The following is a 20,916-nucleotide window of genomic DNA, read 5'->3' as shown; positions in this document are numbered from 1 at the left end:
AGTTGTTTATGTTTTATTTTTGAAATAATTTTAAAAAATAAAATCACTACTGACAAACTGTTGTCACCGACTCGATTTACTTTTGAAGTAATAAAAAATCAAAACTTTAAAATTATGAAAACACTAGCAGCACAAGTTATTACTCCAGAAGATTTATTAAAACATTGGCAAGGTCATCGCGCATTGACACGTCATGTAATTGAAGCTTTTCCTGAAAAAGATTTCTTTGAATTTTCTATTGGCGGAATGCGTCCTTTTTCAAAATTGACAGATGAACTTTTGGCGATTGCGGCACCAGCCTTAAAAAGTATCGTAAATCGAGACAGTCAGCCTTTTAAAGAAGGAGAAGAGAAATTAATTTTTAAAGCGCAATACCTTGAAAAATGGGATGAATCTACCGATGAGATTAATAAATATTGGGAGCAATTAAAGATAGAAGATTTTAGTGAAAATTTTAATTTGTTTGGACAATATGAATTTCCGATCGTTCAGAATATCTTATATTTTATCGATAATGAAGTGCACCACCGCGGACAAGGGTATGTTTATCTAAGAGCATTAGGTATTGAGCCTCCTTTTTTCTGGGAAAGATAATTAGAATTAAATAATCCTTTCAATCATCAATCAAATTATATTTTCAAATCAATTCTTATTCAGAAAAACTAAAATAAATTATCATGAGCTTAAAAAAAATAATGACAAATTATGCAGACTATAATTTATGGGTAAATCAGCAATTTGTTAATTGGCTTTCTGTAAAATCAGACGAACTGCTTCATAAAGAAGTAGCTTCGAGTTATTCTAGTATTATTAAAACACTCAATCATATTTGGGCAACCGAAGAATATTGGTATTCGATAATAGCAGAGACTTCTGAATTTGATAAAAGAGAAAACACAGAATTGATAACTAAGGAAATATTTGAAGGATTAGTAAATAGATCAGCTCGTTTGTCTGAATATATCAAATCACTTTCAGAAGAAGAATTATCCAGAAAAATTAAAATTGAAAGTCCTTGGTTTCAATGTGAGTTGCCAATATGTGATTATTTATTGCAGGTTGTAAACCATGGTACGTATCATCGAGGGCAGATAGTTACAATTGGTCGTAATATTGGTATTACAGATGCATCAAATACAGATTATAATTTTTATAATGTTGTTCATGCTCAGCAATAAAAATTACGAATATTTGATATAGAAAAAACTCCTAAAATGAAATCTCATTTTAGGAGTTTTTTTATAAAAGTCTTTGTCTGTTAATTTCTAATAACTCTAAAGTTCGTGTTTTTAATCGCTCAGGTTCCAGAATTGTAGCGTAATCTCCAAACATTAAGAACCAACGCGGAAAGCCACTTTCAATATCTCGGCTCATAAAAGTCATCTCGATATTCCCATCGATTTCTTTTTCGGAGATGAAACCATGGTATTTTCGTTCGTGCGATAAATATCTTGCTATCTTTTTATCAATCAGAATGCGCACTTTGGTAGTTGGGATAGTTTCATTTTTATTCAAATAAGTTTCAAGAGAATCATGTTCTAATGTAAAATCTTTTTCTGTTTTTTTTATGCTATGTACACGGTCTGTTCTAAACTGGCGATAATCGGTGCGCAAATGGCAATATCCTATAACATACCAATTATTGTGATCATGAAAAATGCCAACTGGTTCAATATTTCTTTCTGTAATTCCGTCTGAAGTAAAAGCTTGATAAGAAAGAATAACTTGTTTCTTTTCGGCAATACTTTCAAAAAGTAAAGTGAGTGTATTTGGAGATTTATCGTTAAAAAGTTTCTCGGTAGATTGCATTAAAACACTCGATTCAATTGTAGAAACCCAATCTTTATCGTCGCTTTTAAGCACAGATTTTAATTTATACATTGCCGAAGCATAATGATTTCCCAAAGTAGTATCAGTAAATTTTTGCATCAATTTTTCAGCAGCAATAAAACTACTAGCTTCTTCTCGGGTAAACATAACTGGCGGTAATCGATAACCATCCATCAAAGCATAACCAACACCAGCTTCGCTATAAATAGGAACGCCAGATGCTTCTAGAGTGCGAATGTCACGGTAAATTGTTCTTAAACTTACTTCGAAACGATTGGCTAGTTCTTGTGCTTTTACAATCTTTTTAGATTGTAGCTGAATAAGAATTGCAACAATTCGGTCAAATCGTTTTGGGGATTCATCGAGCATTTTTCTTTTGAGTTTTTATAGGTACAGAGGTTCAAAGATACAAAGGTTTCGTTTTTATTGCTTTAAATTATAAAACTGTTAAACTAAAAAACCCAATAACGAAAGTTATTGGGCTTTTCTATATGCTGTACTTTATTTTCTAAAACCTAGAGTAGATTTCTAAACTAGTATTAAAATTTATAAAGTAATCCAAATTTAGGTTGTGCAAAAATATTATTAAATAGGTTGATGTTTAGCTCAAAACTACTAGATGAAGATCCGTTTTCAGGATTTGTATTATTGTACGTTAAGGTGTTTTTTTTTGTTAATTTTTTAACATGTGTAAATATTTACTTATATTTATACTTAATTTTAAAAATTAAATTATTATGAAAAAGTATCTTATCTTATTGTTTTTGGCAATATTAGTTTCCTGCAATAGTGAATCTTTAGAATCATTTTCAAATGATGAACTAGGAATAACTCCTTTTAGATCTTGTACAACAATAGAACCTGATTTTGATGTAAGTCCCACAGGAAGAGTTTCCTATAAAGGCTCTTACTGGATGCCAGGGCAGACTATAAGAATCAAGTTTTTGAATGGAGATACTTATTTACAGAATAAAGTGAAGCAATATGCTAGTGTATGGCTACAACATGCAAACCTAAAGTATGAATGGGTGACATTTGGTGATGCTGCAATTAAAATTAGTTTCAAATGGAATGGTGATCAGGGATCTTGGTCTAGCATTGGCGTTGGATGTTATAACACCGCACAGAATTCACCATCAATGAACTTTGGATGGTTTGATAATAGTACTTCTGAAGAGGAATTTAGTCGTGTTATCATTCATGAATTTGGACATGCCTTAGGATTTGCGCATGAGCATCAAAATCCTACAGCACCAATCCAATGGAATGCAGCTGCAGCATATAATTATTATGCGTTGGCAGGTTGGGATAAGGCAGAAGTTGACCATAATATTCTAAATAAATTTTCAACTTCTACAGTAGACTATACTAATTTTGATGAGAAATCGATTATGCTTTACTCTTTTCCAAGCTTTTTGACCTTTAATGGATATTCTTCTTCTTGGAATAATGTTTTATCGAATGAAGATAAAGTATCAGCGGCAACATTATATCCCGCCCCGACTTCTATTATTACTGACAGATTGGCCTCAGGCCAAAGTTTAAAAGCGGGAGAGTTTCTTATTTCTAATAATTATTGGTATACATTAACATTAAAGAAAAATGGAAATCTTGTGCTTGAAGAGAGAGGGATAATAATTTGGCAAACAAATAGAATTGGAACAGGGGGTATAGGGGATATTGCACATGTTGATATGCAGACTGACGGTAATTTCGCAACTTATTTTGGTGGAACGAAGGCATTATGGAGTACAGAAACAACAGGTAAAACGGGGTCTGTAGGTTCTTATATAACTCTGACTAATCTAGGAGGCTTAGAAGTAAGAGATCGTCGTGGATGGACCGTATGGTCAATAAGAGACGGTAAGGTAAATTCACCATTTATTTATTGAAATTTGAATAGTTGAGCAGTAAGCTTCTGTGCAGTTTATTTAAAAAAAAAATCAAGTTATTCAATTTTATAACAACATAACTGCCCTTTGAAGATTGTGGGATTAAAAAAAAAAATCAGAAATGATAAAATAATAAAGGCAACCTTATAAGGTTGCCTTTATTTCGTTAATCGGATTATTTATTTAAAATTTATAAAGTAATCCAAATTGAGGTTGGTCGAAAACATTCTCAAATAAGTTAATGTTTAACTGGAATGTGTTTGAAGAAGGTCCGTTTTCAGGTGAAACACTGTTGTAAGATAGAACATTTGCTAATGTAAAAGTTACAGCTATGTTTCTTGTAACAAAATAGTTTAGTCCTACATTAATATCTGCAGTAATACTATTGCTTGTATCATCAATTAAAGGAGTCTCTACTCTGTTACGACCATATCCAAGTCCAGCTTCACCATATGCTTTGAAACGTTTAGAATCTAATTGTAAAAAATAGTATCTGGCAAAAGCACCAATTCCAAAGACAGTAGTTTTTGATTCGGGTGTTTTAATCTTGTTGTCAGAATAATTTAATTTAGCTCCAATAGCTATTTTGTCATCTAAGAAGTACCCGAATTTTGGACTGAAACCGTAAAAATCGGCTTGACCTCCAGTGTTGATTTTAATTGAACCCTCAATAAACATGTTTCCTTTTTCGAACTGAACTCCTTTTGCTGTTTTTACTTCTTCTTCTACTTCTTTCTGTTGTGCGTTTGCAAAACAAAATGTAAATAACGCTACAAGTGTTGTGATTTTTGTTTTCATAATCATTGCTTTTAAATTGTTTAAATAAAATCTGATTAATTCATATATGTAAAAATAATTAAAAACTTACAAATAAATACTTAATAAAGTGAGATTTTATCCATTATTTAATTAACAATGCGTTGATATGTAGTGGTTTATTTAGGTTTTGTGGGCCGTAGGGATTTAAAAGAGCATAAAAAAACCCAATAACGTTAGTTATTGGGTTCATCTATATTCTATTCTCTTTCTTCTTTTATCTAAAATAAAAAAACTAGTCGTTCAATTTTAAAACAGCCATAAATGCTTCTTGAGGAATCTCAACGTTTCCTACCTGACGCATACGTTTTTTACCTTTTTTCTGTTTTTCAAGTAATTTACGCTTACGCGAAATATCTCCACCATAACATTTTGCAGTAACGTCTTTACGTAATGCTTTTATAGTTTCACGAGAAATCACTTTTACTCCAATTGCTGCCTGAATCGGAATATCAAACTGCTGACGTGGAATTAATTCTTTTAGTTTTTCACACATTTTTTTACCAATGTGGTAAGCATTATCTACGTGAATTAAAGAAGATAAAGCATCGACAATTGTAGCATTTAATAAAATATCAACTTTTACTAAGCTTGAAGTTCGCATTCCAATTGGTGCGTAATCAAACGAAGCATATCCTTTTGAAACCGTTTTAAGACGATCATAAAAATCAAATACAATTTCGGCAAGAGGCATATCAAAAGTCAACTCAACTCTTTCGGTAGTTAAATATGTTTGGTTGGTAATTAAACCACGTTTTTCTATACACAAAGACATAACATTACCTACGAAATCAGATTTGGTGATAATTGTTGCTTTGATATAAGGTTCTTCTACGTGATCTAATTTTGATGGTTCTGGTAAATCAGAAGGATTGTTTACCACAAATCCTACAGTAGGTTCTTTTTTGGTATAAGCCAAGTAAGAAACGTTAGGAACTGTAGTAATTACAGTCATATTAAACTCACGTTCTAATCTTTCCTGAATAATCTCCATGTGTAACATTCCTAAGAATCCACAACGGAAACCGAATCCTAAAGCCGCAGAACTTTCAGGTAAAAATACTAATGAAGCATCGTTCAATTGTAGTTTTTCCATCGAGTTACGTAACTCCTCGTAATCTTCTGTATCTACAGGATAAATCCCAGCAAATACCATTGGTTTTACATCCTCAAAACCAGTAATCATATTAGTTGTTGGGTTTTTCGCATCCGTTAAGGTATCCCCAACTTTTACTTCTTTAGCTTCTTTAATACCAGAAATTAAATAACCAACATCACCTGCGGAAATAACACTTTTTGGAACTTGATTTAATTTTAAAGTTCCAATTTCATCAGCAAAATATTCATTACCTGTGGCCATGAATTTAATTTTTTGCCCTTTTTTAATTTGTCCGTTTTTTACACGGAAAATAACTTCAATTCCTCTAAATGGATTGTAGTGAGAGTCAAAAATCAAAGCTTGTAAAGGCTCATCGATTTCTCCTTTTGGAGGAGGAATTCTTTCGATAATTGCTGCTAATATATTTTCGACACCTAAACCTGTTTTACCAGAGGCATGAATAATTTCTTCTAGTTTACATCCTAATAAATCTACGATATCATCGCTAACTTCTTCAGGATTTGCACTTGGTAAATCGACTTTGTTTAAGATTGGAATAATTTCCAAATCGTTTTCCAGAGCCAAATATAAATTTGAAATTGTTTGAGCTTGTATACTTTGTGCAGCATCAACAATTAAAAGTGCCCCTTCGCAGGCAGCAATTGATCGTGAAACTTCGTATGAAAAGTCAACGTGTCCGGGAGTATCAATTAAATTCAGGATATATTCCTCTCCTTTATAAGTATATTCCATCTGGATGGCGTGACTCTTTATGGTAATTCCGCGTTCACGTTCCAAGTCCATATTATCAAGCAATTGCGCTTTTTCTTCACGTGCAGTAACGGTTTGTGTTGCGCCTAGTAAGCGATCGGCAAGTGTACTTTTTCCGTGATCAATGTGTGCAATAATGCAAAAGTTACGTATATTTTTCATTTTCTTTTATATCAATTCTCTATACGAGTTTAAGTATTTTTTGTTGTGATTTTATAGTATGGCTGTGCCATACAGGCGCGTCATTAATCGGCAAAGATAATGCAAACTTTTGGATTGTAGAATCTTGATGTATTATTGTTGAATCTTTAAGAAATAAAAGATGGATTCGGCTGTTTTTTACACTCTTGAATGCTTATTCTAAAATTTAAGTTTAAAGCAAAACAAGTGTTTTTATAATCTAAGAATAATTATGATTCTTTAGTTGCTGAAGACTCTTTTTCGGCCTCGCTTTTCTTTAACGTATCATACCAGTTTTCTATAGATGGATAAATAAAACCAGCTATTTTTTGTATCGGATTATAAAATATCGATTTGTCTAATGTTTCTTTTTTTGCAAAAGTATGATTGAAATTTATTTTTTCGAAAAGACTAAAAACAATACTCAAAATAAGAATCGTTTTTAGAATTCTAAAAAGACCTCCGCCTAATTTGTTTAACCATCCCAGTTGAGCAAAATCAGCAATTCCGGTTAAAAATTTAGCTAATAAATATACTGCGATAACTACTAGAATAAAGGTTAGGATAAAAGCTGTAATCTGGATTGTATTTGGGTTCCATGAAACATGTTTCATGATAATTTCTTTCATTAAAGACGAAAATTTTATTGCTAGGTAAATCCCAAGTAATAAAGAGATAAAAGAAGCAACTTCTACAAAAAGCCCGTTTTTAATACCTTGGTATAAACCGTATGCCAATAAAACACCCAAAATCATATCGAAAAAACTCATATTCCTGTTTTTGTTTAATAAAGGCGCAAATATAGAAGAATTATCTGTTTTTTAGGTTCGGAGGTTCAGAGATGCAAAGGTTCAGAGGTTTTAAATGTTGATGTTTTTGATTTTTCGGGATCAATAGACAAAAGCATTGTCTTAAATGATCCTTTTTAGAGCGTTAAATCTATGGATCTATACGTTTAATTTTTTAAGGTGTTTGGATTTGAAGTCCGTATCTTTGCAAACTAAATTTTATGACTTTTGAATTTATAATTCATAATTCATAATTCACACCTATAAAAATGTCAAGAGACGCACAACTTAAAGAACGCTGGGAACAGCTTGTAAATATACTTTCCGATCAATTTTCACAAGGAGAAAACCTAGATTTAGATTCCATAATTTATTTAATTGGGGTACAAGAATTAGGGAAATTACACCGTGAATTTAAAAAAGATGAAAAATTAAACCTCATGCATATTGCTATTTGTAGGTTATTAGAGCCTTATGGTTTTTATGAATTTGAGTTTTTTGATGAGGAAGGTTGGCCACATTATAAGGTAAAAGAAGAATTACCACCATTAAAAGCGGGAGAACAATCGGTTTTAATGAAAGAAGCAATTGTGAGTTACTTTTTAGAAAGAAAACTTATAGAGTAGTTTTATTAGTGTTCAGTCTCAGTTTTCAGCGTGTGCTAAACTGTAAACCGCGACTGAACACTGAACACTGCTATTGAAAACTAGAAAGAAATGTGTAGATACGCAATGGTTTCCTATAAGCCACATTACGCTTGTTTTGATTGTCGTAAGACATTTAAAAGAAGATTGATGTCTGATATAGAAAGAGGAGAGAAATCTGTTCAGGAAGCAAAGTGTCCAGAATGTGGAGAATTAATGGCTAATATGGGACTTGATTTTGAATCACCTAAAAAAGATGATGTAAAAAAATGGGAGCATATTAAAAGTCTGTATTCAGTTGGAATTGCATTTCATTCCTGTGGTTGCAGCGGACCAGGTTATATTCCTAATTCTAAAGAAAAATTAATCGAGTATTTTGAAAACCTAAGAGATACTTATCTTAAGAATATTAATTTTTGGCGTTCAAGAACAGAGCCTACCAATAAACAGGAAAGAGAGAAAGATTATCAAAAAAATTGGCATGAATTAGGTAAGGTTTCATCTAATTCTAAAAAAGAAATTGTTAAGAATCAGGAAGGAATAACTTTTTGGTTAAATAGAGTACAGGAAATTGAAAGTAAAATAAGTTTGATAAAATAGTTATAGATTAAACTTGTTTTTGCAATAGAAAATGGATTACTACTTTAATCAAGTTTATATTTTCATCAGGCTTACTCGTTTTATTTGTTAATATTATTACGATTTGCAAAGGAAACTTTAAACTTTAGACTTTAAACTTGAAACAAATTATGTAAATTTGTATTCTCAATTACGGAATGAAAATGATAGATAAGATAAAAGAATATATTGGGGAAGCTCAAGCTTTTTCAACTGAAAATAAGGAAGAGTTAGAAGCATTCCGCATTAAATTTCTTGGAAAAAAAGGTGTTTTAAACGATTTTTTTGCTGAATTTAAAACGGTACCAAATGACCAGAAAAAGGAATTTGGACAGGTTATAAACGCTTTAAAAACAGCTGCGGAAGATAAAGTAAAAACAATAGTTGAAGCTTTAGAAAGCAAAGAAGAAATTAAAGGTATTTACGGAGATTTAACTCGTGCTGCCGAGCCAGTAATTATTGGTTCTCGTCACCCGATATCAATCGTGAAAAACCAGATTATAGATATTTTTGCAAACATTGGTTTTAACGTTTCCGAAGGTCCGGAAATCGAAGACGATTGGCATAACTTTACAGCATTAAACCTTCCGGAATATCATCCGGCACGTGATATGCAGGATACATTTTTTATACAAACAAACCCAGATGTTTTGTTGCGTACGCATACATCATCAGTTCAGGTGCGTTATATGGAAAATCATAAACCGCCTATTCGTACTATTTCTCCAGGACGTGTTTTCCGTAACGAAGCAATTTCGTCAAGATCACACTGTATCTTCCATCAGGTAGAAGGATTGTATATTGATAAAGATGTTTCGTTTGCCGATTTAAAACAAACATTGCTTTATTTTACTAAAGAAATGTTCGGAAAATCAAAAATCCGTTTGCGTCCGTCATACTTTCCGTTTACAGAGCCTAGTGCCGAAATTGATATTTATTGGGGACTAAAAACAGAAACTGATTATCGTATTACCAAAGGAACAGGTTGGTTAGAAATTGGAGGATGTGGAATGGTAGATCCAAACGTATTGAAAAATTGTGATATCAACCCAGAAGAATATAATGGTTTTGCATTTGGTATGGGAGTAGAGCGTATCGCAATGTTGTTATACCAAATTGGTGATATTCGTATGTTTTACGAAAACGACGTTAGATTCTTAGAGCAATTTAAATCAAACATATAATTTAAGTCCAAAATTTGTAAAGTCGAAAGTTTCAAAACATGAAGCTTTCGACTTTATGACTTTATAACTTTTTACAACTATGAAAAAAGATATAATTATTCCAGAAGTAGAGAATATTTTTATGGCCGTTGTTCAGGAATGGAGCGACGATTTTATGGAGAAAGTATGGTATGCTTATCTTGTAAATGACAGTGATTTTAATATTGAAAGTGTAATGGTCGTTTCAAAAGCTTTTGGAACAATTGATGGCGAAATGAAAAAAACGTCACTTTTGCGTCATGCTTTTGTTGAGGTTCCATCAGTTTCGGTAGTAAAAATCGAAATGGTAGAAAAAAGTGTATTAGCTTTAAACAATGAGTTTATGGTTACTTTTTTTATCGGAAACACATTATACGACAAGAAATATATTTTTAAAGCACATTCTATACATGAAGATTTCTCTGAAGAAGTGCCTATCTTGTTTGTAGATGGCGTTATAGTGAAGTAGCAGTTTTTAGTTCTCAGTTGCAGTTTCAGTATAAAAACAGTCTCAGTTTACAGTTACAGTAAAAACAGTAAATTGGTTAGAGAATAAAATATAAGAAAAGAGTTAAGACGAAATATAAGTCTTGACTCTTTTTTTTTATGCCTAAAAAAAAATAGTTGTTAATTTTTCGGTTGCTGGAGGTATAACTCCTAAAGTATTTTTGTGATAAATAATTGCGATATACTATGACAACAAAATTTGAAGAATTTAGAAAATTACATTCTGGAGAAACGCCATTATTAATCGGAAATGTATGGAATGTGCAGACAGCTTTACAATATGAAAAATTAGGATTTAAGGCTATTGGTACTTCGAGTGCAGCAATTGCAAATGACTTAGGTTATGAAGATGGAGAAGATATGCCATTTGAAGATTATTTTTTTATGATTAAAAGAATTGCATTTTCGACAAAGCTTCCTCTAACAGTCGATTTGGAAGCCGGATACGGAAGCACAGCCGAAGCAATAATTACTAACATTATAAGATTGCATGAAGTAGGAGTTGTCGGAATCAATATTGAAGATTCAGAAGTAAAAAAATCTGAACGTAAAATAGAAGATACAGAACATTTTACAATCAAACTAAAAGCGATTGTTGGTGGTCTCAAAAAAAGAAATATCCCAATGTTTATAAACGTTCGTTGTGATGCTTTTCTTTTAGATTTATCAAATGCATTAAATGAAAGTATACACAGAATAAAACAATATAAGACGGCTAATATAGATGGTATTTTTCTCCCTTGTATTACAAATGCGAATGATATAAAAATGATTGCAGAGACAATAGATGTTCCGCTTAATGTTATGTGTATGCCTAATCTTCCTAATTTTGAAGCATTAAAAACATTAGGAGTAAAACGTATTAGTATGGGGAACTTTATGCACGCATTTTTTAACAAACAGTTGGAAGTAGTTACAAAAGAGATAATTGAAAAAAATAGCTTCAGCCCAATTTTCTAAAAATACGATTATGAAACTCACAGATGATATAATGTATCAGGCAGCAGTAAATAAAGATACTTCATTTGAAGGTGTTTTTTTTACTGCAGTAAAAACTACAGGGATTTTCTGTAGACCTACGTGTACTGCAAGAAAGCCAAAGAGAGAAAATGTAGAATTTTTTACTTCTTCAAAAGAAGCTATTTTAAAAGGATACAGACCATGTAAAGTTTGTTTTCCATTAGAAAAATATAATGAAACACCCGATTTTATAAAAGATATTCTTAGAGAATTATCCGAAAACCCATCTCTTAAATTTAAAGATTATGATTTGGTTAAACGAGGAATTGAACCCAGTAAAATGAGACGATGGTTTTTAAAAAATCACGGAATTACATTTCAGGCATATCAAAGAATGTTTCGTATTAATAGTGCTTTCAAAAAAATAAAAGAAGGAGAAAGTGTTACAGCCACAGCCTTTGACGCAGGATATGAATCGCTGAGTGGGTTTAATGATACTTTTAAATCTGTATTTGGAGTTTCTCCTAAGAATAGTAAAACACAGAATTTAATTGATATCAAAAGGATAGAAACTCCTCTGGGTACAATGTATGCTTGTGCTGTAAAGCTAGGAATTTGCCTGCTTGAATTTACGGATAGAAAAATGCTTGAAACTGAATTAAAAGCTTTAGCAAAAACTCTAAATGCAACTATTATTCAAGGGGAGAATGAGCATTTTAATGCATTAGAAAGCCAACTAAAAGAATACTTTGATGGAGAAAGAAAAGATTTTACAGTTCCAATTTTTTCGCCAGGTTCTGATTTTCAAAATCGAGTATGGACTGCTTTAAAAGGAATTCCTTACGGAGCCGTAAAGTCGTATAAAGAGCAATCTATAATAATTAATAAGCCAGAAGCGGTTAGGGCTGTCGCCAATGCAAATGGGATGAATAGAATATCTATACTTATTCCTTGTCATCGAGTTATAGGCTCGAATGGTGAACTGACTGGTTATGGTGGAGGTTTATGGAGAAAAAAATGGCTCCTTGAAATGGAGGAGAATAATAAATAGTTTTCAGTTTTTAGTCTCAGTTTTCAGTTGCAGTAAAACAGTAAAGAGGTTCAAATAAATAAAAAGAGAGTCAAGACGAAATAAATCGCTTTGACTCTCTTTCATTCTTATAATATAGTAGATATACTCTACATTTTTTAGTTCTTACTTTCTACCGCAAACTGAGACTGAAAACCGCCACTGTTTTTACTGCGACCGCCACTAAATACTAATCCAATACATCAGTAAGTTTCTTGAAAACAGTTTTAGCATCTTTACCTTCATATAAAATAGCATAAACGGCATCGATAATTGGTGTTTTTGCACCATAACCTTGGTTTAGTTTATAAGCACTTTTGGTAGCATAATACCCTTCGGCAATCATGCTCATTTCCATCATCGCGCTTTTTACAGTGTATCCTTTTCCAATCATGTTTCCGAACATTCTGTTTCTAGAAAAAACAGAATATCCTGTCACTAATAAATCGCCTAGATAAGCAGAGTCATTAATGTTACGTTTCATTTTATGCACTTTCTTAATGAATTTCTTCATTTCACGAATAGCATTACTCATTATAACCGATTGAAAATTATCGCCATAACCTAAACCATGGGCAATTCCTGCAGCAATTGCATAAATATTTTTAAGCATTGCAGCATATTCGGTACCTATAATATCATCAGATATCTTGGCTTTTATATAATTTCCAGATAAGTTCTTGGCAACAACACTAGCTTTAGTAGAATCTCCGCATGCAATTGTTAAATAAGATAGTCTCTCAAGAGCAACTTCTTCGGCATGACAAGGTCCTGTAATAACACCAATGTTGTAATACGGAATGTCATATTTTATATGAAAATGTTCTCCAACAATTAAACTTGTTTCAGGAACAATTCCTTTAATAGCCGAGAAAATAACTTTATTTTCTAGTGAAACTGTTAATTTTTCTAATTCGGCATTTAGGAAAGCCGATGGAATAGCAAAAATAATATAATCAGCATATTCTACGGCTTCATTTATATTATTAGTAAGCTTTAATTTAGTAGTATCAAACTCTACCGAACTTAAGTAATTCGGATTGTGTTTGTATTTGTTAATGTGTTCGATAGCAGCGTCATTACGCATGTACCACGAAATTTCGGAAAGATTTACACATAACATTTTTGCAATGGCGGTTGCCCAGCTTCCACCACCAATTACTGCAAATTTTAAATTTTCGCTCATTATAATTATTAATTTTTATCAAAAGTACTAATATTATACGAATAGTACGAAAAATTCATGCTAACAAACGCTTTTGGTATGAAAAATACATATCAAAATATACAGAAACTATCTCGTTTTTTATTAGTTTAAAATCTAATAAGAAAAAAATAATTATTTTTTGCAAAATATACAATAAGTAGCTGATTCTTACGTTGTAGTAGTTTATGAATTAGAATTTTAGTTAAATGAATTTACAAAGAATTGAGTTAGTTAGTTTTGTTTTAGTATTGTAAAAAGGCGTCCTTAATAAGTTTTAAGAACGCCTTTTTTTAGTTTTCAGTTTTTAACTGCGACTAGTAGCTCATTTCTACAATCGATTTTACTTTATCTAAAGTAACCAATTGGTTTTCTCCTAAACCTTTCCAACCTCTTTCTTCAAAACGATTTACTATGAAATCGGCTGTTTTATCATAGTCGTTTGTATATTGAGATAGTTTAGTATCCATTCCCATAGTATGGAAAAAAGCAACTGTTTGGTTAATTGCTTCTTTTGCTACTTCATCATCAGAACCCGTTAGGTTAAAAATACGTTTTCCGTATTGTGCTAGTTTTCCTTTTTTAGTTTCAAACATTACACGATATAAGCTAGGTCCAACAATTGCCAATGTTCTTGCGTGGTCGATACCATATAAAGCAGTTAATTCATGACCAATCATGTGAGTTGCCCAATCGCTAGGTACACCTTTTTGTATTAATCCGTTAAGCGCCATTGTACAGCTCCACATAAAGTTTGAAGCCAGTGCATAATCAGTAGGGTTTTCAACTACTTTTGGACCAATTTCTATTAAAGTTTGTAAAATACCTTCGGCAATTCGATCTTGTAAATATCCTTCATGAGGATAAGTTAAGTATTGCTCCATTACGTGTGTATAAGCATCTACAACACCGTTTTGTAATTGTCTTTTTGGTAAAGAAGCAATAACAGTTGGGTCACAAATAGAGAATTTAGGAAACAAAGCACTACCACCAAAAGCCAATTTTTCCTGAGTAGATTCGATGGTTACTACAGCACCAGAATTCATTTCGCTTCCCGTTGCAGGCAATGTTAAAACTGTCCCGAATGGCACAGCATTTTCTTTAATCAATAAACGTTTTTGAAGGATATCAATCGGGTTTCCGTCAAAATTTACAGCTGCCGAAATAAATTTAACTCCATCAATTACTGATCCACCACCAACAGCTAGAATAAAGTCTATTTTCTCAGCTTTAATAACTGCAACAGCTTTCATCAAAGTTTCAAAATGCGGATTTGGTTCAATTCCACCAAATTCTACAATATCAAATCCTTTTAGGTTATTGATTACTTGCTCGTGAATTCCGTTTTTAAAGATGCTTCCACCTCCGTAAGCTAATAATATTTTTGCTCCTTGAGGAACAAGGTCTTTTAGTTTTTCAATTTGTCCTTTTCCGAAAACTAGATTTGTCGGATTGTATAATTCAAAGTTTAACATAGTTTGTTTTTTAAGTTTCTGAGATGCTAAGAATCTGAGGTTCTAAGTTAAAAAAAAAAGACTTTTAAGTCTTAACAACTTAGTCCCGAAGCCTCGGGATAGTGCCTTAGAATCTTATTTAGTTAATTTTTGTAATAATTTTTCAGCTACCAATTTTGATGATGCTGGATTTTGTCCTGTAATTAATAATCCATCTTCAACTGCGTATGGTTCCCAGTTTGGTCCTTTAGAATAAATTGCACCATCTTTTTGTAATGCATCTTCAAGCAAGAACGGAACTATTTTGGTTAATCCTACTGCTTCTTCTTCGGCATTAGAAAATCCAGTTACTTTCTTTCCTTTTACTAAAAATTCCCCATTTACCTTAACATCCTTAAGAACACCAGGAGCATGGCAAACAAAACTTACAGGTTTGTTTTGCGTGTAAAATGCCGTGATTAAAGCTGCAGAGTTTTTGTCTTCGGCCAAATCCCACAAAGGACCGTGACCACCAGGATAAAATACAGCGTCATAATCAGCAGGATTTACATCTGATAATTTAATGGTGTGTTTTAATTTTTCTAATAAAACTTTATCAGCATCAAATCGTTTAGTGTCTTCAGTTGCCGATGCTGGATCTGCACTTTTAGGATCTATAGGTGGTTGCCCTCCAAGTGGTGTTGCTATTGTTATCTCAACTCCTTTATCTGCAAGAGCATAATAAGGCGCTGCAAGTTCTTCTGTCCAAAATCCGGTTTTTTCGCCTGTGTTACCCAGCTTATCATGACTAGTAACAACAAATAATACTTTTTTCATATTTTTTTTATTTACTTTTTGCGCAGTAGTTTTAGCACAATTTATAGTTAATGCGATAATAACAAATAGAGCGATTTTCTTCATAATGTATTTTATTTGATACAAAATTAGAGCAATTAAGGTATTAGTAAAAATAAAATAAATTATGTTTGTGATAAATATATTTATATCATGGTTAATCTAGAATGGTACAGAACGTTTAAATCGGTATATAAAAACGGCAATTTTTCTTTGGCTGCCAAAGAGCTTTTTATTAGTCAACCCGCAGTTAGCCAGCAGATATCAATGTTAGAAGCACACGTTGGTTATAAGCTCTTTAACAGAAAGTCAAAAGGAGTCGAACCAACGGATTACGCTAAGTTACTTAATAATTTGATTATAGATGCGCTTGACCGTCTCGAAAACGTAGAGAATGGGTTTCGAGCCAAAGCATCCGATGCAAATCGATTAATTTCTGTTGGTATTTCTAAAAATTTGTTTGCTAGCTTAGGTAGTGTCTTAATATCTAAATTTGATTTTATCGATTTTAGTTTTAATGATAATGATACTCTTTTTGAATTAGTAGATGCCAAAAAACTTGATTTTGCAATTATTACCAAGCAATTTGATACGTTTGATACTATTCAGGAAGTTGTTGGAAAAATTAAATTAGTTATGGTTTCGTCCCCACAACTTGAGGTAAATGAGTTTAAGCAGAAGTTAAAAACTAAAGAATCCTCTGAAATAGAACAATGGCTTAATGAGCAAAAATGGTATAGTCATGATGCACGAATTCCTCATGTTAAATTATTCTGGCTGCATGTTTTTAATAAAAAAAGACCTTCGATGGTTCCTAATTATATTATTCCTAATGAAAGTGAAATGCTTAGAGTACTCTCTAAAAATAGCGGAATTGGGATAACCTGGAATTGCAATGCAAAAGAATTGATTGAGGAAGGTAAACTACAGTTATTATGGGATAGTAAGGAAATGCCAAGTATTGATGTTTTCTTGTTATCAGGAAAAAACAGTAACCTGAGTCCGATTTTTGAAATTATTGCTACAGAATTAAAGTTGTTTTTTAGTAAGATATTTTAGCCGTAATCCTTTATTTTTTATTTTTAAAAGAATAATTTTGATGGCTAAACAACTTAATTTTTGAAAAATGAATAATTTAAAAATAATTTTAATAATGATTGCTGTAGTCTTTATGAGTAATTCATGCAGTAAGAGCGAAGATGAGGCAATAGTAGATTGCTTAGGAGATTCAATTTTAATGAAATTAAAACATTCCGAAGATGAAACTGATTCAAAGAAAATTAATTATTCTATAGAATATTATGGAAGTAAAACGATAAGTTCTGTAAAATGGACTTTTGGAGATGGATCTCCTTCTGAAGTTATAAGCACTACTACGGGATCAGTAGCACATACTTACAGTGCTGCCGGAACATTTGAAGTTACAGCGGAGTAACTATTTCCAAAGACGGAGGCAGTTGTACTACAAGCCCAAAGAAAAGTATAACGGTAAATTAAAAAAGTAGGAAGAAAACATATTTAGGAGAGTCAATTTTATAATTTATGCTATTACAATAAATTATAAAATTGACTCTCCTTTGTTATATTTGTGTAAATATTACGCATTAGAGTTATGATAGAAAATCAAAATATTAGAGTTGCTGTCGATGCGATTGTTTTTGGATACCAGAACAATCAATTATATGTGCTTTTAATTCAGCAAAAATTTGGAACTAAAGAATCGTATTGGGCTTTACCTGGTGGTTTAGTAAAAAATGATGAATCACTAGAACAAGCTGTAAAGCGTGAGTTAAAAGAGGAAACTAATATTACGGTAAATCACTTTGAACAATTATTTACTTTCGGTGATGATGTTTTCAGGGATCCGAGAAACAGGGTAATTTCTGTTGCTTATTTTGCATTGGTAGATCCTTCGAAGTTAAAAGTTAAAGCCGATTCTGATGCAGATAATGCACAATGGTTTCAAGTGGATGCTATTCCTGCTTTGGCATTCGACCATAATTTAATTCTAAAAAAAGCGATTGAGCGTTTAAAAGCAAAACTTACTTACGAACCAATCGGATTTGATTTGTTGCCAAAAGAATTTCTATTTTCAGAACTGGAGAATTTGTATTGTACAATCCTGGAGAAAGAAATAGACCGAAGAAATTTCAGAAAAAAGATTTTAAGCTACGGGATTATTCAGGAAACAGATAATTTTTCGCCTAATAAAACAGGAAGACCTGCAAAATTATTTAAGTTCAATCAGCAGAAATACAATGCTTTATTGAAAGAAGGATTTCACTTTGAAATTAAGTTTGCGTAAATTTTACACAAAATAATTGTTCGTATAAATATTAAATGTATATTTGCGTATAATTAACGCAAAATAAAAAAACTATGATACTTAATTTAGACCCAAATTTTACCCCTTTTACAGGACAAAAAGAAATAGATTTTAAAAGTTTTACTTTTTCTGGAGGAGAACCACATATCAAAATTAATCCTGATTTTGATGTCAATCAAAAAATTACAATCACACATAGATTAAATTCATTCAACGATTTAGGATTGTTATGCCTAACAGTTGATGCTTTAAGAAGAATGGACGTAAAAGTTATTGATTTGTTTATTCCTTATTTTCCAGCAGCAAGACAAGATCGTGTAATGATAAAAGGAGAACCATTATCTGTAAAAGTATATGCTGATATTATTAACGCAATGCAATTAAACAAAGTATTTGTTTTTGATGCACACTCAGAAGTTACACCAGCTTTGGTAAACAATTGCGAAGTAATTCCGAATCATACTTTTATAGAAACTGTTATTAAAACAATAGGAAACGATGTAAAATTGATTTCTCCTGATGGAGGAGCTTTGAAAAAAATCTACAAAGTTTCAGAATTTTTAGGAGGAGTAGATGTTGTTGAATGTAGCAAAAGTCGTGATGTAAAAACAGGAAGATTATCTGGTTTCAAAGTTTATGAAGAAGACTTAAAAGGAATGGATTGTCTTATTGTAGATGATATTTGCGATGGAGGGGGAACCTTTGTAGGATTAGCAGAAGAATTAAAAAAGAAAAACGCAGGGAAATTATATCTAGCTGTAAGCCATGGAATTTTCAACAAAGGCTTTGAAGTTTTAGATTGTTTCGATAAAATATTCACAACAAACTCTTTCAAAGATTTTGAAGATGAAAAGGTGGAGGTTGTAAAATTGAAATTATGAATAAAAATTATAGAGTAGAAATAGCAAATAAAACATTAGAAATCGTCAAGAATGGTTTTTACGAGTATAATGGTAAAAAGATTGTTATAGAAAAAGAACTTAAAGAATCGATAGAAAATACGTTTACAATTGAGCCAAACGATTGGGATGCAATCTTGAAAACTCCAATTGAAAATAAGTTTGAAACAGAGATTATAACGAAAAATTGTTCTACAATTGAAGCAATAGTCCAAGAGAAAAATGGCAAAATTTGCGTCTTGAATTTTGCTTCTGCAAAAAATCCAGGCGGTGGATTTTTAGGAGGTGCTTCTGCTCAGGAAGAAAGTTTAGCTAGATCTTCAAACCTTTATGAAACACAAATCAAAGACAAAGTGATGTATGATTTTAATAGAAATCAGTCTTCATTTCTATATTCAGATTACATGATTTATAGTCCGAATGTCTTGTTTTGGAATGATGATAGCGGAAATTATTTTGAAAAACCATTAGTTGCAGACATTATCACATCTCCAGCGCCAAACAAAGGCGCGATGCTGCAACATAATAGGAAAGAAGAAATTGCTGCAACAGAAGAGGTTTTTAAAAACAGAATGGATAAAGTCTTGGCAATTGCTTTAAAGCAAAAAAGTGATACAATAATTTTGGGAGCTTGGGGTTGTGGCGTTTTTAGAAATGAAACCAAAGATGTAGCACATTTGTTCAAGGAAATTATTACTGAAAAATACGCAGGTGCTTTTAAAAAAATAGTCTTTGCAATATTTAGTAATTCCGAAAAAAAATCAAGTTTTAAGTGTTTTGAGGATACTTTTAAAAAATAAATCATGAAATACATTATAGAAAACCTAACATCAGAAAGTAAGTTTTTATTTTTCTGGGGACATCAGCCCAATAAAGACGGAAGTATCTCTAAAACTTGTTTCAGTCAGTGGTGGTTAAGTTCTTTTGAAGTTGATAAAGTAGTTTATAAAACGGCAGAACATTGGATGATGGCTAAAAAAGCCGAATTGTTTAAAGACAATGAAGTTTTACCAAAAATTATTAAAGCAAATTCTCCAGCGGAAGCTAAAAAGTTGGGAAGAGAAGTAAAGAATTATAATGAAACTCTTTGGTTAGCAGCTAGATTTGAAATTGTAAAAGAAGGTAATTATCATAAATTCAGTCAAAATGAGGAATTAAAGACTTTTCTGTTAAATACAAAAGAGAGGGTTCTAGTAGAAGCAAGTCCTGTCGATGCAATTTGGGGAATCGGGATGGCGAGCGATCATAAAGATGTTATGAATCCTGGAAAATGGAAAGGGTTGAATCTTTTGGGTTTTGCCTTGATGGAAGTTAGAGATGAATTGAAATAGAAGACCATGAAAGATATTCAATATATAAAAGGCGATGCAACATCTCCACAATCTGAACATAATAAGATAATTGTTCACATATGTAATGATATAGGTGGATGGGGAAAAGGGTTTGTAATGGCTATTTCAAAACGATGGAAAAAACCAGAAAATCAATATAGAGAATGGTTTAAATCGAAAGTTGATTTTGAATTGGGTAAAGTTCAATTTGTCCAAGTTGAAGAGGATCTTTGGGTTGCTAATTTAATTGGTCAGCACAAAATTAATAAGGACGAGAATGGAAATGCTCCAATAAGATACGATGCTATCGAACAAGGCTTAAAAGAAGTTGCTCTTTTTGCAAACAAGAATAAAGCTAGTATTCATATGCCAAGAATTGGCTGTGGTTTAGCAGGAGGAAAGTGGGAGATGATAGAACCTATTATCTTGGAAACACTTTCTGATAATAACATAGAAACAACAGTATATGATTTTTAGATAAAATTAAAAATC

Annotated in this window: 23 protein-coding genes; 16 read left to right on the top strand and 7 right to left on the bottom strand. The window is 31.9% G+C overall.

Features of this window, described 5'->3' with window-relative positions; translation table 11 throughout:
- Positions 1–114 precede the first annotated feature (114 nt).
- Positions 115–594, top strand: a complete 480-nt coding sequence (locus tag SHI72_RS20030) for a DinB family protein (RefSeq protein WP_039113217.1) — start codon at positions 115–117, stop codon at positions 592–594.
- A gap of 83 nt (positions 595–677) precedes the next feature.
- Positions 678–1,178, top strand: a complete 501-nt coding sequence (locus SHI72_RS20025) for a DinB family protein (protein ID WP_039113216.1) — start codon at positions 678–680, stop codon at positions 1,176–1,178.
- 61 nt (positions 1,179–1,239) lie between these two features.
- Here the strand turns inward: SHI72_RS20025 and SHI72_RS20020 are convergent, their stop codons facing one another.
- Entirely contained in the window at positions 1,240–2,199 is a 960-nt protein-coding gene (locus SHI72_RS20020) for a helix-turn-helix transcriptional regulator (RefSeq protein WP_086894952.1), read from the bottom strand.
- Positions 2,200–2,567: 368 nt separating this feature from the next.
- Here SHI72_RS20020 and SHI72_RS20015 point away from each other — a divergent pair, with 368 nt between their 5' ends.
- Positions 2,568–3,722, top strand: a complete 1,155-nt coding sequence (locus SHI72_RS20015; RefSeq protein WP_086894951.1) for a hypothetical protein — start codon at positions 2,568–2,570, stop codon at positions 3,720–3,722.
- A gap of 183 nt (positions 3,723–3,905) precedes the next feature.
- Here SHI72_RS20015 and SHI72_RS20010 read toward each other — a convergent pair whose 3' ends face one another.
- The 3 genes from SHI72_RS20010 to SHI72_RS20000 form a co-directional block, all read right to left on the bottom strand.
- Positions 3,906–4,520, bottom strand: a complete 615-nt coding sequence (locus SHI72_RS20010) for an outer membrane beta-barrel protein (RefSeq protein ID WP_086894950.1) — start codon at positions 4,518–4,520, stop codon at positions 3,906–3,908.
- Between the two features lie 253 nt (positions 4,521–4,773).
- Entirely contained in the window at positions 4,774–6,570 is a 1,797-nt protein-coding gene (gene lepA / locus SHI72_RS20005) for a translation elongation factor 4 (RefSeq protein ID WP_039117945.1), read from the bottom strand.
- Positions 6,571–6,818: 248 nt separating this feature from the next.
- Complete coding sequence (locus SHI72_RS20000) at positions 6,819–7,358, bottom strand: CvpA family protein (RefSeq protein ID WP_086894949.1); 540 nt, start codon at positions 7,356–7,358, stop codon at positions 6,819–6,821.
- A gap of 287 nt (positions 7,359–7,645) precedes the next feature.
- On the opposite strand from SHI72_RS20000, the gene SHI72_RS19995 reads away from it, so the two are divergent.
- The 6 genes from SHI72_RS19995 (at position 7,646) to SHI72_RS19970 (ending at position 12,358) form a co-directional block, all read left to right on the top strand.
- Positions 7,646–8,002, top strand: a complete 357-nt coding sequence (locus SHI72_RS19995; protein WP_039113210.1) for a hypothetical protein — start codon at positions 7,646–7,648, stop codon at positions 8,000–8,002.
- A gap of 168 nt (positions 8,003–8,170) precedes the next feature.
- The gene (locus SHI72_RS19990; protein WP_323491168.1) at positions 8,171–8,620 is read left to right on the top strand and encodes a hypothetical protein; all 450 of its coding nucleotides are present in this window, start codon (positions 8,171–8,173) and stop codon (positions 8,618–8,620) included.
- 182 nt (positions 8,621–8,802) lie between these two features.
- Positions 8,803–9,822, top strand: a complete 1,020-nt coding sequence (gene pheS, locus SHI72_RS19985) for a phenylalanine--tRNA ligase subunit alpha (RefSeq protein ID WP_039113263.1) — start codon at positions 8,803–8,805, stop codon at positions 9,820–9,822.
- A gap of 79 nt (positions 9,823–9,901) precedes the next feature.
- Entirely contained in the window at positions 9,902–10,309 is a 408-nt protein-coding gene (locus tag SHI72_RS19980; RefSeq protein ID WP_039113207.1) for a hypothetical protein, read from the top strand.
- Positions 10,310–10,533: 224 nt separating this feature from the next.
- Positions 10,534–11,307 carry an isocitrate lyase/phosphoenolpyruvate mutase family protein gene (locus SHI72_RS19975; protein WP_323491167.1) on the top strand — a complete coding sequence of 258 codons (774 nt, stop codon included), beginning with the start codon at positions 10,534–10,536 and terminating at the stop codon, positions 11,305–11,307.
- A gap of 10 nt (positions 11,308–11,317) precedes the next feature.
- Positions 11,318–12,358, top strand: coding sequence for a trifunctional transcriptional activator/DNA repair protein Ada/methylated-DNA--[protein]-cysteine S-methyltransferase (locus SHI72_RS19970; protein WP_323491166.1), 1,041 nt, complete (start codon positions 11,318–11,320; stop codon positions 12,356–12,358).
- 208 nt (positions 12,359–12,566) lie between these two features.
- On the opposite strand, the gene SHI72_RS19965 is transcribed toward SHI72_RS19970, so the two are convergent.
- The 3 genes from SHI72_RS19965 to SHI72_RS19955 all read right to left on the bottom strand — a co-directional run bounded on the left by SHI72_RS19965 (position 12,567) and on the right by SHI72_RS19955 (position 15,934).
- The gene (locus tag SHI72_RS19965; RefSeq protein ID WP_039117949.1) at positions 12,567–13,562 is read right to left on the bottom strand and encodes an NAD(P)H-dependent glycerol-3-phosphate dehydrogenase; all 996 of its coding nucleotides are present in this window, start codon (positions 13,560–13,562) and stop codon (positions 12,567–12,569) included.
- A gap of 335 nt (positions 13,563–13,897) precedes the next feature.
- A complete protein-coding gene (locus SHI72_RS19960) occupies positions 13,898–15,055 on the bottom strand; it encodes an iron-containing alcohol dehydrogenase (protein WP_323491165.1) in 1,158 nt (385 codons plus the stop codon).
- Positions 15,056–15,169: 114 nt separating this feature from the next.
- Entirely contained in the window at positions 15,170–15,934 is a 765-nt protein-coding gene (locus SHI72_RS19955) for a type 1 glutamine amidotransferase domain-containing protein (RefSeq protein WP_323491164.1), read from the bottom strand.
- Between the two features lie 87 nt (positions 15,935–16,021).
- Here SHI72_RS19955 and SHI72_RS19950 point away from each other — a divergent pair, with 87 nt between their 5' ends.
- The 7 genes from SHI72_RS19950 (at position 16,022) to SHI72_RS19920 (ending at position 20,901) form a co-directional block, all read left to right on the top strand.
- Positions 16,022–16,927 (top strand): LysR family transcriptional regulator, encoded by a 906-nt coding sequence (locus tag SHI72_RS19950; protein ID WP_323491163.1) that lies wholly within the window; start codon positions 16,022–16,024, stop codon positions 16,925–16,927.
- Positions 16,928–17,021: 94 nt separating this feature from the next.
- The gene (locus SHI72_RS19945; RefSeq protein WP_323491162.1) at positions 17,022–17,303 is read left to right on the top strand and encodes a PKD domain-containing protein; all 282 of its coding nucleotides are present in this window, start codon (positions 17,022–17,024) and stop codon (positions 17,301–17,303) included.
- Between the two features lie 177 nt (positions 17,304–17,480).
- The gene (locus SHI72_RS19940) at positions 17,481–18,173 is read left to right on the top strand and encodes an NUDIX hydrolase (protein WP_323491161.1); all 693 of its coding nucleotides are present in this window, start codon (positions 17,481–17,483) and stop codon (positions 18,171–18,173) included.
- Positions 18,174–18,247: 74 nt separating this feature from the next.
- Complete coding sequence (gene prs / locus SHI72_RS19935; protein ID WP_323491160.1) at positions 18,248–19,075, top strand: ribose-phosphate diphosphokinase; 828 nt, start codon at positions 18,248–18,250, stop codon at positions 19,073–19,075.
- Positions 19,072–19,893, top strand: coding sequence for a TIGR02452 family protein (locus SHI72_RS19930; protein ID WP_323491159.1), 822 nt, complete (start codon positions 19,072–19,074; stop codon positions 19,891–19,893). The genes prs and SHI72_RS19930 overlap by 4 nt, the downstream gene beginning before the upstream one ends.
- A gap of 3 nt (positions 19,894–19,896) precedes the next feature.
- Positions 19,897–20,424, top strand: a complete 528-nt coding sequence (locus SHI72_RS19925) for an NADAR family protein (protein WP_039113195.1) — start codon at positions 19,897–19,899, stop codon at positions 20,422–20,424.
- A gap of 6 nt (positions 20,425–20,430) precedes the next feature.
- A complete protein-coding gene (locus SHI72_RS19920; protein ID WP_039117954.1) occupies positions 20,431–20,901 on the top strand; it encodes a macro domain-containing protein in 471 nt (156 codons plus the stop codon).
- Positions 20,902–20,916: the final 15 nt, after the last annotated feature.

It is taken from the genome of Flavobacterium sp. PL02 (genome assembly GCF_035013205.1).
GTDB lineage: Bacteria > Bacteroidota > Bacteroidia > Flavobacteriales > Flavobacteriaceae > Flavobacterium.
This window is presented reverse-complemented; position numbering and strand designations above follow the sequence as displayed.